The following is a 14,110-nucleotide window of genomic DNA, read 5'->3' as shown; positions in this document are numbered from 1 at the left end:
TCCTGTTTATTTAAATAAATTTGCTGAAATAACCATCTTTTGTACTTGTGAAGTTCCTTCATATATTTCAGTTATCTTAGCATCTCTCATCATTCTCTCTACTGGATAATCCTTAGTGAATCCGTATCCTCCAAAGATTTGAACAACCTTAGTAGTTGTCTCCATAGCTACAGTAGCTGCAGCTAATTTAGCTCTTGCAGCTTCCACTGAATATGGAAGACCCTTCTGTTTATTTACTGCTGCTTTATAAACAAGTTGTTTGCAAGCTTCTATTTTAGTATCTAGCTCTGCAACCATCCATGCTAATCCTTGGAATTTATAAAGAGCTTTTCCAAATTGCTTTCTTTCTTTCATATAAGTGAGTGCTTCAGCTAATGCACCTTCTGCTAAACCTAAAGCTTGTGCTGCTATACCAATTCTTCCTCCATCAAGAGTATGCATTGCTACAGTAAATCCTTTTCCTTCTTTTCCTAACATGTTTTCTTTTGGAACTACGCAATTTTCAAATATAAGCTCTGTAGTTGAGGAAGCTCTAATTCCCAATTTATCTTCGGATTTTCCTATGGAGAAACCAGGGAAATCTTTTTCAACTATAAATGCTGTTATTCCTCTTGTTCCTTTGCTTCTGTCTGTCATTGCCATTACTACAAATATGTCTGCATATGCACCATTTGTAATAAATATTTTTTGTCCATTTAATATATAATTATCTCCATCTAAAACAGCTGTTGTCTGTTGTCCAGCAGCATCAGTACCTGCATTAGGTTCAGTTAAACCAAATGCTCCAAGTTTTTCTCCTTTTGCAAGAGGAACTAAGTATTTCTTTTTCTGTTCTTCTGTACCCCAATCATAAATAGGTGCTGCACAAAGTGAAACATGTGCTGACAATATAGTTGATGTTGAAGTACAACCCTTTGCAAGTCCTTCTACTGCTAATATATAGGATAAATAATCTGTACCTGCACCGCCGTATTCAACTGGGAAAGGCATACCCATCATTCCGTATTTAGCAAATTTTTCTACTGTCTCAAGAGGAAACCTTTCTGTTTCATCTATTTCAGCAGCTATAGGTTTAACTTCATTTTCAGTAAATTCACTTACCATTTGTTCTACAAATTTTTGCTCGTTTGTTAACGTAAAATCCATTTATTTTACCTCCTAAATAGTTTTCATACTAAATATAGCACATATCTTTTATTTATTATTTCTTGTAAACCTTTATTTGTAAACCTTTAATCAAAATAAAGATCACAATTTAAACGTGAGTTATTAATTTATAATCTTAAATCTTATACATTAAGTTATTTATCTGATTTATAATAATATTAAATTATTTATTTTTAAAAGCCTTGTCTCTTTTTTCTACAAATGCTGTCATTCCTTCTACTCTATCTTCTGTAGCAAAACATTCCCCAAATACTTCTGCTTCATAAGCTACAGCTGTATCTATATCACACTGAAGTCCTTGATTTATAGCAGCCTTACACATTCTAACAGCTATAGGTGCATTAACAATAATAGCATCTACTAAACTTTTAGCTTCTTCCAATAATTTATCTGGCTCAACTACTTTATTTACCAAACCTACTCTCAAAGCCTCTTCAGCATTAATTACTTTTCCGGTATATATAAGTTCCTTAGCCATACCAACGCCTATTGCTCTTGCAAGTCTTTGAGTACCTCCAAACCCTGGAGTAATTCCAAGACCAACCTCTGGTTGACCGAATTTAGCCTTTGATGAAGCTATTCTTATATCGCAAGACAACGACAATTCGCAGCCACCACCAAGTGCAAATCCATTTATAGCTGCTATAACTGGCTTCTCTAAAGTTTCTAATTTTCTAAATATTTTATTGCCAAGAACTGAAAACTTTCTTCCCTCAACTGCAGTAAGATCTTTCATCTCAGCTATATCTGCTCCTGCTACAAAAGCTTTACCTGAACCAGTAATTATCACAGCATATACGTTATCATCTTCAGCAATGTCATTTATTGCAGCATCTATCTCTTTTAAAGTTGCTGCATTTAATGCATTTAATGCCTTAGGTCTATTCAACGTTATTGAAGCTACATTTCCATCCTTTTCAAGAATGATATTTTTGAATTCCATATTACTCCTCCCTCCTAAACCTTTTAAAAGTAACATTAACAAAGTATTGTTAATAATATCACAAATACACTTAAAAATAATTGAAGTTTTCACTTCATTTATTATTATATACCTTAACCTTATATATTTCAATATAAATTAATATAAAATATTAAATAAATTTTATATTAATATTTCATTTTAACATTTACGGTAAAAATATATAACTTTAAAGATCATTCTATATCATTCAGGAGACAACTCAAGGTCAATAAACTGTCACTTAAATGAACATTTTCTACTTTTACATCCTCCGGTACAATGAGATCCACCGGGGCAAAATTCCATATACCTTTTACTCCATTTTTAACTAAAATATTACAAACCTTTTGACCATTATTACTGGGAACACATATTATACCTATATCTATAACATTTTCTCTTAGATAATCACCCAAATAATCTATATCCCTTATTTCAATATCTCTAATACTGATACCTATGAGTTTTGGATTTATATCAAATATAGCTCTTAATTCAAAACCTAATTTTTCAAAACCGATGTAATTAGATATAGCTTGCCCTATATTCCCTGCGCCTATTATAACTGTTCTATATACTTTCGTAAGTCCAAGTATATTGCACATCTGGCTGTATAATTCACTTACATTATACCCATATCCTTGTTGACCAAAATCTCCAAAGCAATTTAAATCCTGTCTTATTTGTGAAGCTGTAAATCCTATTTTTTCACTTAACTCCTTTGAAGATATCCTATCTACATCATTTCTCATTAAGTTGCCTAAATATCTATGATATTTAGGCAGTCTCTTTATAACAGACATTGATATATCTTTTTTCTTATCCATACCGCACCTCATATCCATAACTATATGTTTTAATTATATACTAAAATTTATATATCAAAATAAATTATACTATAAGTTCATAATTCAATTTTATTGCTATATAGTATTATCTCAATTATAACATATGTTAATCTCCTATTTTTTATTATTTTATATTTTTTATTAAGGTTTTTCAATCTTTATAATATTTATATTATATCTATTATATCAATGATTTCTATTATATCAATAAATACTCTCTATATTTTAAATAAAATCTATAAAAAAATCATTTTACATAGTAAAATATTAAATTGAGGAAGGTGTTATTACTATGATTATTTTAAGCTGTAAAAATATTCATAAGAGCTATGGAATAGACGTCATATTAGAAAATGTAACTTTCAATATAAACGAAGGAGATCGTGTAGCACTAATCGGTCCAAATGGAGCTGGAAAGTCTACCCTGTTTGAAATTTTAACTAATAATATAACTCCAGATAGTGGAGATATGTATATAGATAAGACTAAAACAATAGGATATCTAACCCAGCATTTATCACTGGATTCTTCAAATGCAATATACGATGAAATGCTCACTGTATTTCAGGACATAACTGACTTAGAGAATAAATTAAATAAATTAGAGACTTTAATGAATGAGCCCTATAATTCCAAAGATGAAAACTATAGAAACAAATTGATTAATGATTATACTACCTATTCAGAACTTTATAAAAATAGGGGAGGATATACCTACAAAGCAGAAATAAATAAAATTTTAACAGGACTAGGTTTTTCCATGGATGAATTTCATGATCCTATAAGCATAATAAGTGGAGGTAAGAAGACAAGAGTTGCCCTTTGTAAATTGCTTTTAACAAAGCCGGATATACTTTTACTGGATGAGCCCACCAATCACTTAGATTTAGAAGCTATAGAATGGCTTGAAGACTATTTAAAATCCTATAAAGGAACCATAATTATAATATCCCATGACAGATATTTTTTAGATATTATAACACAATCAACTATGGAGCTTATAAATGGTCATATAAATTTTTATAATGGAAATTATACTAACTCTTTGAAGCTTAAAAAAAAGAACTATGAGATTCAATTAAAAGCGTATAACATACAACAGATGGAAATAAAAAAGCAGGAAGAAATTATAGAAAAATATAGATCTTTTAACAGAGAAAAAAGCATAAGGGCAGCAGAAAGCCGTCAAAAAATGTTGGATAAAATGGATAGACTGCCTCCTCCAGATAAAGATATAAGAATTAAAAATATAACATTTAAAACTGAGATAAATAGCGGTAATGATGTACTCTATGTGGAAAATTTGAGCAAAGGATTTAATGAGAAATTATTATTCCAGAATGTAAATTTTCAAGTAAAGAAAGGAGATAAAACAGCAATTGTAGGTAAAAATGGCTGTGGTAAAACCACTCTCTTTAAAATGATCATGGGACAAATAGAATCTAATACAGGGATTTGTAAATTAGGTAAAAATATCACAATAGGGTATTATGATCAGGAACAATCTGATTTAGATCCTGAAAAAACTATAATAGATGAAGTATGGGATAAGTTTCCAAAACTTACTACTACCGAAATTAGAAATGCACTAGCCAGTTTTCTATTTACAGGGGAGGATGTATTTAAAAAAATTTCTTCCATAAGTGGTGGGGAAAAATGCAGAATAAATCTATTAAAACTAATGTTATCCAAATCTAATTTTTTGCTTCTGGATGAGCCTACAAATCATTTAGATATAGCTTCTCGGGAAGCTTTAGAGGAAGCTTTGTTTGATTATGATGGTACTATACTTGTAATATCTCATGACAGATATTTTTTGAATAAATCAATAAATAGAATATATGAATTAAACCAGAATGAAATAAAAGAATATGTAGGTAATTATACTTACTATATAGAAAAGAAAAAAAATCCTTTGAGATTTCAAGAAGAGATAAGTATTTCAAAAACTAAAACTCAAACACATCAGGATAAAAAGAGAAAAAAAGATTATGAAAAGAATCAACGAAAAAAAAATCTTCTCATAAAAACTACTGAAGACCAAATATCAAAGTTAGAAGATTATATATTAGAATTACAGCAGAAACTATGTCTAGAAGAAGTTTATTCAGATCCCAATAAGAGTAGTGAAATACACTCAGAAATTTTAATTACACAAAATAAACTAGATGAACTATATAATACATGGGAAGAAATATTTTAAGATATAGATATGGAGGGCATTAGGATATACACTAATTTCCTCCATAATTTCTATTATAGTTTTTCACCACAGTATGGACAAAATACAAAAGAATTACTTCCATTTTTTAATTTTCCCCCACAATAGGGACAAAACAAGATTACTTTTTTTAACATAGTTACTACATTATTATGTTCAATTTTACTATCTTGTTTATATTCAATTTCATTATCTTCGGAATCAGTATCCTTTACCTGATACTTTAACATAGCTTTATTTATCAGCATAGAGAGTTCTTTTTCCTCTATAGGTGTATTTATAACCTCATCTACACCTTTTCCTTTAAAATCTTTTAAATTTATTCTATCACAGGAGGAAAGGATACAGACAATATTATGATTTTTGATTTTTATTTTCTCTATAAGTTTGTCTCCAGTAATCTCCTTCATCACAAAATTTACTATGACAACTTCTGGATTAAATTTATCAATTTTTGAAAAGACACCATACTCATTAGAAATTTCCACTTCATAACCCATATTCATCAGTTTATCTTTCATAATAATACTTTCAAATTTACAATCGTTTACTAATAATATTTTCCTCATGGTTTCACCACCATATCCTTTATATACTCTATATATTAAATCATAAGCTGCTATTTTTCAACTAAATTTTAGCATTAATCATACGATAAAAATTATATTATGCTCATTTATACAATGGATAATACGGCTCATACACTTTGAATTGAAAAATATTCTGACCTATCACCTATATTTTTTAATTTTTTCTTCCATAGTAACTCCCTGTGGTTTATAATCTATTTTCACTACAGATACTACCCTAGATGCACCCCATTTTATACATATCTCCTGTGCAGTTTCTACTATTTTTAAAAGCTTACTCAACTCACCTTCCATGGTAGTTTCCATAGGCCCTACTTCATACTTCACTCCACAAGAATCTATATATTCTATAACCTTATCTACCACTTTATATAAATTTATCTCTTCAACTACAGGTAAAACCTGTATACTAACATTTGCTAATGCCATAATGTCCCTCCTAGTTATTTAAAAATACTTTATAATAAAATAATATCAAGTTATCCAAAGGTTCAGGTGGATTTTGCTATAGAAAAATGCTTATCTTTTTAAAGAAGGCGGAAGTATTGGCTATTCCCACCTTCAGATAAAAGCCTAATCCACAGTATAAATAAAATTATTACACTGTGGAATTTGGCCATTATATTAAAATATATAGTAATTTTAACTTTTTAAAATTGTATATTTTATAATAATTTATTCAAATAAATTTACTAAATTTTCAAATATATCTTTGTTCTCTCTTATGATATCTTCATTTCCCATGACACATATATTATCTTTAATCATAATATGATAAATCAAATCTGCAAAAGCAACTATATCTTCTTCTTTAGTATTTAGTATTTCTTCTCTTTCTCTTTGTAAATCCTCATAAGTTATATGCTTTATATTATATTCTGCAGCACGTTCTCCTTTCATGGAAGGTGATAATGGAAAATCCAAATCTGATATAGTTCCTATTATATATTTAGTCATTTGTCTACTATCTGCCTTGAAATTTTTGAAATATTCCGCTGCATTATTATAAACTTCAATGGTACGTTTTAAATTAGGATCTCTATAGGAGGTAAAAAAAGCATTGCCGTTTTTTTGGAAAGAAGCAAAACTCCCATAAGCTCCTCCCTGAACTCTTATTTGATTCCATAAATATTCATAATTAGCTATAGCTTTTAAAACTAAAAGTTTCCCTGTATAAGGATAGCCAAGTTCCATATAATTATAAGCTTTAGCCACATATTGAACTTTTGAAGAAGTCATAAGACCTTCATTTTTAGCTCCTAAATCAAATTTGTATTTTACCTTAGTTACCTCTTCATCTTTTAATTCAGAAAGCAATTCATTTATGTCATTTTTAAAAATACCATAATCTTTTTCTTCACAAGTTAAGTTTATAATCAAATTTCTCTTATTAAATATTTCATTAGAAACTTCTTTTAATTTTCTTATTATATCCTCTACTTTATCTTCAAAATTCTTTTCCAACTGGCATATAAAATTATAAAATTCCAGTCCACCTAATATATCTTCATATCTACTCATAGGTGAAAAATAGGAACAAACATGATTTGCAACCACTATATGTCCTCTTTGAAACATAGTCATTTCCATTCTGGATTTAGTCTCTTGAATTATTTCTTTCAATCTCTTTTTTTCATCAAATTTAGTATAGTTTATTATATCTTTCAATAGTAAAATTAATTTTTCCAGATTATTAACCAGAATTTTAGACTTAACTATAAATTTAGGATAAAATTCTTTATTGCTCTTATTTTCTCCAAATATCTGTGGTGAATAACTTATACCTCCTGTATATATATTTATTTCTTTCGTCAAATCTTCATAATCATAATTTTTTGTACTTACCTTTCCAAGTACCGTACTTAAAAGAGATAAATATGGTATTAAATCTTCTTTTACTCCTTGAGTATCAAAATATAGATTTACATAATATATACCATTGGTGAATATAGGATAAAACAATATTTTCACCTTATTTTCTTCTCTCTCTATAAGCTCCAGTTTTTTAGGCTTTGGCTCTATATCTGATATGGACAGAAGAGGTATTTTCATCAAGTCCTCTTTACTATCCTTTATATTTTGTCTTTCTTTCAATTTTAAGGTATCTTTAATTATACTATCTATATCACTATCTGAAATACTTTCCTTAAAGTCCTTTAACTTTTTCTTTAATTCTGCTTCTCTATTCTCTGCCAATCCCTTTTCAGGTTTAACTATCAGCACAGAACTGTGATTATTTTTCAAAATATATTTATCTATAAGATTTTCAAAATAATTATTATCTACCTGTGATTTTATCTTATTCAATACTGATTCATAGGAAAGATGCGACCAAGGTTCTCCACCATACAGCCAACTATCCATGCACTTCATTCCATATATTAATCCTTTAGGATATCCTTTGTAATCCGCCTCCCTGAGCTGAAATTCCTTTATATTTATGGAAGACTCTATAAGCTTTCTATCCATACCTTTATTCACAATACTCTTTAAAGTTTTTTCTACTAATTCTTTAAAATCATTCTTTTTATCTTCGTTGGAATTTTTAACTACTATACTGAACATAGGCTGGAGCATACTAGCCTCAAATACGCCAAATACATCTTTTCCTATACTGGCATCAATTAAAGCTTTTTTTAGAGGAGAAGAAGGAGTTTCTAAAAGCAAATGCTCAAGTATATCAAAAGCCAGATATAATTCATTATCTATAACTTTTCCCGCTGAATAATTCATGCTCAGGAAAGTTTTATCCTCTTCTTTTTCACCACTTGAAATAGGATATTTTATGGTCATTTCCTTTTGGGAATCAAAAGGAACCTGCTCCAATATATCAGAATCTATTTGCCTTCTATTAAAATTACTCAAATACTCTCTATCTATAAATTCTAATTTTTCAAGTATATCCATATCTCCATATAAATATATATAACTATTAGACGGGTGGTAATATTTACTGTGGAAAGCCAAAAACTGTTGTTGAGTTAATTCTGGTATTATATCCGGATCTCCTCCCGATTCCACTCCATATTGGGTATCTGGATATAATGATTCTGATATTTTTCTAAACAATATAGATTCTGGAGATGAAAAAGCTCCTTTCATCTCATTATAAACTACACCTTTATAAGTTATTTCCTTATCTCTACTATCTAATTCATAATGCCATCCTTCCTGCATCATAATTTCTGGATACCTATATATATTGGGATAAAAAACTGCATCTAGGTATACGTCCATAAGATTTGAGAAATCCTTATTATTTACACTGGCTACAGGATACATAGTTTTATCTGGAAAGGTCATTGCATTTAAAAATGTATTTAAGGAGCCCTTTACCAATTCCACAAAAGGTTCCTTTACCGGAAATTTTCTAGAGCCACAAAGTACAGAATGTTCAAGTATGTGTGCAACTCCAGTGCTGTCATCTGGTGGAGTTCTAAAGCTTATTGAAAACACTTTATTTTCATCCTCATTTTTTAAAAAGAACAACCTTGCGCCACTTTTCTCATGTTCAAAAAGCATTCCCATGGAGTTTATTTCTTCTATGTTTTTTTTCTCTAATAGTTTAAAACCATTATATATTTTCCCTAAATCCATATTATCAATTCTCTCCTATTAATCTTATATATTTTACTAATATCATTAACTAAAATTAAAACTTATATTTATATTATATAACTTAATTTGATTGTTTAATCCATTCTTTTAATTTATCATAACACTGTGATGCTTCCTTATATCCCTGATTATATAATTCTATAAGTTTATTTTTATCTTTTTCTATTCTTTTAACCTTTAAATTCTCCCTGGGTCTCATGACAAAAACTTTACCTTCCCTTTCCAGCTTTTCTATATAGGCTAGGGTACTATTATACTTTTTATATCTATACACCATGGCATCTGTCAGTCCCTTATACTGTGAATATATTTTTCGTGCCAAAAATTTCATCTTAAAAGGTTTCTTAACATATCCCTTATTTCTGGTTAAAATAATTACATTTTTACTATTTCCATCTTTTATAGATTTTTTTATAGGTATAGGATCTGCCACTCCTCCATCCAATAAGTTCAATCCCCTGAATTTCACAACAGGTGCCATAAAAGGTAAGCTGCTTGAAGCTTTTACTACATCATATACATCTTTATTTTTACATTCACTTTTTTCAAAATATACAGCCTCACCTCTATCACAATCTGTAACAGCAACTACAAATTTCTCCTTTGCCCTAGTAAAAGTTTCTATATCGAATATTTCCAATTTATTAGGTAACTCGTCAAATATGAATTCTGCTCCAAACAGGCCCTTTTTTAGTATTAGATTTTTATAGCTTAAATATCTTGGATCATTTACATAATTCACATTTATATTTTTATTTCTACCCTTCTGCCTGGATATATACGACAATCCATTGCAAGCTCCCATAGATACTCCTATAACATATGGAAAATACAAATTTTTTTCCATGAAAAAATCCAATACACCTGTAGTATATAATCCTCGCATACCTCCTCCTTCTAAAACTAAACCTATATTTTCCATGTGCTCTACACCTCACTTGTGAATACTCTCATATTTTATTGTTAATATATTTTAACATAACTGGTTAAGTTAGTGAAGTTACCTATTTTAAATAATAAATTATAAAAAAGAACACTATTTAAAATTTCTTATCTTAAAAAATTTTAAATAGTGCCTACTTATATAATTAAATAATACAGTTATTTTAGAATAAACATTGTTTTTTGGTTAAATCATGAAACTTTTATTTTGAAACCAGCTTACTTTAACTTAACTAAAAGTTCACCAGTTTTAACCCTTTGACCCTCTTTTACAAAAACTCCCTCAACAACACCTGGAACACTAGCAGTAACGTTAGTTTCCATTTTCATGGCCTCTATTACAATTAAAGTCTGTCCTTCTTCAATTTCATCTCCTGCTTTTACAAGTACCTTAATAACACTTCCTGGTATACTTGCCCCAATTTCTTTTTCATTATCCTCATCGGCCATAACTGCTTCGGCCTGTTGAACTGCTGAACCTCCTTCAAAAGCATGCTTATCTTTAATCTGTATGTCCCTCTTATTTCCATTAACTTCAAATACTAAGAACCTACATCCTTCAGCATTAACTTTAGTAATATCAAGGAGCTGCATAAACAAACTCTTTCCTTCACCTATTTCGACTTCACACATTTCTCCTTCAGTAAGTCCATAGAAGAACACATCACTGTCCATACGGCTGAGATCACCATATTCATTTATGAACTTCAAGTAATTTTCAAATACATCAGAATAGAGGGCATAACTTAAAATCTCTTTTTTATTAAACTTCCTCTTGAACTTTTTAGTTAAATATTCTTCTATTTTTTCAAAATCTTCTGGTGGAAGAAATTCTCCTGGTCTTCCATCTAAAGGCTTTTCCCCTTTTAATACTAACTTTTGTAATTCTTCTGGAAATCCTCCCATAGGTTGACCCATCATCCCCTGGAAGTATGAAACTGTAGAATCAGGGAAATTCAAAGTTTTTCCTTTTTCATATATAGTATTTTCATCTAAATTATTTTGCACCATAAATATAGCTAAATCTCCTACCATTTTAGAAGAAGGGGTAACCTTAACTATATCTCCCACCAAAGCATTTACCTTCTTATACATTTCTTTTATATCTTCAAATCTATCTCCAAGTCCAAAACTTTCAACCTGAGGTTTCAAGTTAGAATACTGTCCTCCCGGAATCTCATATTTGTATATTTCTGCAGTACTTGACTTAAGTCCTGATTCAAACTGACTGTATACAGGTCTAACATCTTCCCAGTAATTAGCTATTTTTTGAAGGTTATCTGCATCAAGTCCAGTATCTCTTTCTGTATTCCTAAGTGCTGCCGCTACAGAATTTAACGCTGGCTGACTGGTAAGAGCTGACATACTGTTAAATGCAAGATCCGCTATGTCCACCCCTGCTTGAGTAGCCATAAGTACAGTTGCAACTCCATTACCTGTAGTATCATGAGTATGCAGATGTATTGGTATTGATATTTCATCCTTAAGTGCCTTTATAAGCTCATATGCTGCATAAGGTTTCAATAATCCAGACATATCTTTTATACCTAGAATATGAGTTCCGGTCTTTTCTATTTCTTTAGCTAAATTTACATAATATTTAAGAGTATACTTACCTCTGCTGCTGTCGAGTATATCTCCTGTATAACACATGCAGGCTTCCGCTATCTTACCTTCTTTTAATACCTGATCTATTGCAACTTCCATTCCCTTAAGCCAATTTAGCGAGTCAAATATTCTAAATACATCAATACCCACTTTTGCAGATTCTGTTATATAGTCTCTTATAACATTGTCTGGATAATTTTTATATCCTACTGCATTAGCTCCTCTTAAAAGCATTTGGAATAATACATTAGGTATTTTTTCTCTGAGTTTTTCAACTCTTTCCCATGGACATTCCTTCAAGAATCTATATGCTACATCAAAAGTTGCTCCTCCCCACATTTCCATAGAAAATATATCTCCGGCTAAAACAGATTGAGCTGCTGCTATTTTTTCCATATCCCTAGTTCTAACCCTAGTTGCCATAAGTGATTGATGGGCATCCCTCATGGTAGTATCTGTAACCAAAAGTTTCTTTTGGGATTTTATCCAATTAACTAACCCCTGTGGTCCTTGTTCGTCCAATATCTGCTTTGTACCTTTTGGTCTAAGGCTTTCATCTACCTTAGGAACCACAGGTACATTGAAGGACGGCTTTTTACCACGAGTTTCATTTACTACTTTTTCTCCTATATACTTCATTATACTAAGTTCTGGATCAAGTTTTGGAGTTATATTAAAAAGCTCTGGAGTATCTGCAATAAAATTAGTATCACATTCTCCTTTTATAAATTTTTCATGTTTTAAAACATTAATCAGAAAATCGCTGTTAGTTTTTACTCCCGATATAATAGTCTCCTTTATAGAACGTATTGACTTTCTTATAGCATCCTCAAAAGTTCTTGCCCAGGATATATTTTTTACTAGTAGACTATCATAATAAGGACTTATGACGGCTCCTGTAAATCCATTACCTCCGTCAAGCCTTATACCAAAGCCAGAACCAGTCCTATACATATCGATTCTTCCAGTGTCTGGTGCAAAATTATTTAATGGATCTTCTGTAGTAATTCTACACTGAATAGCATAACCATTCATCTTTATATCATCTTGAGATTTTATTCCTATCTCTTTGGAACCAAGTTCGTACCCTTCCGCAACAAGTATTTGATCTTGAACTAAATCTATTCCTGTAACCATTTCAGTTACTGTGTGTTCTACCTGAATTCTGGTATTCATTTCTATAAAATAATGATTTCCATGCTTATCTACTAAAAATTCCAAAGTACCCGCACTTCTGTATCCTACACTTCTTGCAATTTTTAAAGCATCTTCACATATTTCATTTCTTTTTTCATCCGATAATGCTATAGAAGGTGTAAATTCTATTACTTTCTGATGCCTTCTTTGTATGGAACAATCTCTTTCATATAAATGAACTACATTTCCATGTTTGTCTCCGAGAATCTGAACTTCTATGTGTTTTGGACTTTCAATATATTTTTCAATAAATATATCTTCTGATCCAAAGGCCTTCATGGATTCACTTTTAGCACTATTATAGGATTCTAAAAGATCTTTTTCCTCTCTTACTATTCTCATTCCTCTGCCACCGCCGCCGGCAGCTGCTTTAACCATAACAGGATATCCGCAATATCTTGCAAATTCAAGAGCTTGTTCTTCTGTTTTTATAGGTTCCTGTATTCCTGGTATTGTAGGAACATCTGCTTTTTTGGCAACAATTTTGGATTTTATCTTGTCCCCAAGCATTTCCATCATAGATGAAGTAGGTCCTATAAATTCAATACCTGCTTGTTCACATTTTCTTGCCAATTCAGGATTTTCTGCTAAAAACCCATATCCTGGATGTATTGCATCAACTTTTTTCTTTAAAGCTATATTTATTATTTTATCAATATCTAAGTATGCCTCAATAGGTCCTTTATCACTACTCAATAGATAAGATTCATCTGCTTTAGTTCTAAAGAGGGCTCTTTTATCTTCCTTTGAATATATAGCAACGGTAGTTATTCCCAATTCTTCGCATGCCCTAAATATTCTTATAGCGATTTCTCCTCTATTGGCTACTAGAACTCTTTTAAATTTATTTGCCAAATCAACCATCCCCTTTTATAAAAAATATATTTTGCATATTTATTAACAACTAGTATTAAATCTAGACAATATAGTACTATTATATATAAGTATTAAAATT

General features: G+C 30.3%; 9 protein-coding genes. 1 reads left to right on the top strand and 8 read right to left on the bottom strand.

Translation table 11 applies throughout. From position 1 onward, the window contains the following. Positions 1–6 precede the first annotated feature (6 nt). From BS101_RS02955 to BS101_RS02945, 3 genes are all read right to left on the bottom strand, one after another. Positions 7–1,146 carry an acyl-CoA dehydrogenase gene (locus BS101_RS02955; RefSeq protein ID WP_073537458.1) on the bottom strand — a complete coding sequence of 380 codons (1,140 nt, stop codon included), beginning with the start codon at positions 1,144–1,146 and terminating at the stop codon, positions 7–9. Between the two features lie 184 nt (positions 1,147–1,330). Further along, positions 1,331–2,110, bottom strand: coding sequence for a short-chain-enoyl-CoA hydratase (locus BS101_RS02950; protein WP_073537457.1), 780 nt, complete (start codon positions 2,108–2,110; stop codon positions 1,331–1,333). Positions 2,111–2,325: 215 nt separating this feature from the next. Continuing rightward, positions 2,326–2,958: a redox-sensing transcriptional repressor Rex gene (locus BS101_RS02945; protein WP_011989022.1), complete on the bottom strand. Its 633-nt coding sequence runs from the start codon at positions 2,956–2,958 to the stop codon at positions 2,326–2,328. A gap of 313 nt (positions 2,959–3,271) precedes the next feature. On the opposite strand from BS101_RS02945, the gene abc-f reads away from it, so the two are divergent. Further along, positions 3,272–5,182 (top strand): ribosomal protection-like ABC-F family protein, encoded by a 1,911-nt coding sequence (gene abc-f / locus BS101_RS02940; protein WP_073537456.1) that lies wholly within the window; start codon positions 3,272–3,274, stop codon positions 5,180–5,182. A gap of 53 nt (positions 5,183–5,235) precedes the next feature. On the opposite strand, the gene BS101_RS02935 is transcribed toward abc-f, so the two are convergent. The 5 genes from BS101_RS02935 to BS101_RS02915 all read right to left on the bottom strand — a co-directional run bounded on the left by BS101_RS02935 (position 5,236) and on the right by BS101_RS02915 (position 14,019). Further along, a complete protein-coding gene (locus BS101_RS02935) occupies positions 5,236–5,769 on the bottom strand; it encodes a response regulator (protein WP_073537455.1) in 534 nt (177 codons plus the stop codon). Between the two features lie 162 nt (positions 5,770–5,931). Next, the gene (locus tag BS101_RS02930; protein WP_073537454.1) at positions 5,932–6,219 is read right to left on the bottom strand and encodes a thiamine-binding protein; all 288 of its coding nucleotides are present in this window, start codon (positions 6,217–6,219) and stop codon (positions 5,932–5,934) included. Positions 6,220–6,465: 246 nt separating this feature from the next. Further along, positions 6,466–9,387 (bottom strand): insulinase family protein, encoded by a 2,922-nt coding sequence (locus BS101_RS02925; RefSeq protein ID WP_073537453.1) that lies wholly within the window; start codon positions 9,385–9,387, stop codon positions 6,466–6,468. An 82-nt stretch (positions 9,388–9,469) separates the two neighbouring features. Next, on the bottom strand, positions 9,470–10,330 hold the full coding sequence (locus tag BS101_RS02920) for a patatin-like phospholipase family protein (RefSeq protein ID WP_073537452.1): 861 nt from the start codon (positions 10,328–10,330) through the stop codon (positions 9,470–9,472). A 239-nt stretch (positions 10,331–10,569) separates the two neighbouring features. Continuing rightward, positions 10,570–14,019, bottom strand: coding sequence for a pyruvate carboxylase (locus BS101_RS02915; protein ID WP_073537451.1), 3,450 nt, complete (start codon positions 14,017–14,019; stop codon positions 10,570–10,572). Positions 14,020–14,110: the final 91 nt, after the last annotated feature.

Origin of the sequence: Clostridium kluyveri (genome assembly GCF_001902295.1) — a bacterium.
GTDB classification, from domain to species: domain Bacteria; phylum Bacillota; class Clostridia; order Clostridiales; family Clostridiaceae; genus Clostridium_B; species Clostridium_B kluyveri_B.
Note: the sequence above shows the minus strand (reverse complement) of the source record. Positions and strands in the feature narration are given on the sequence as shown.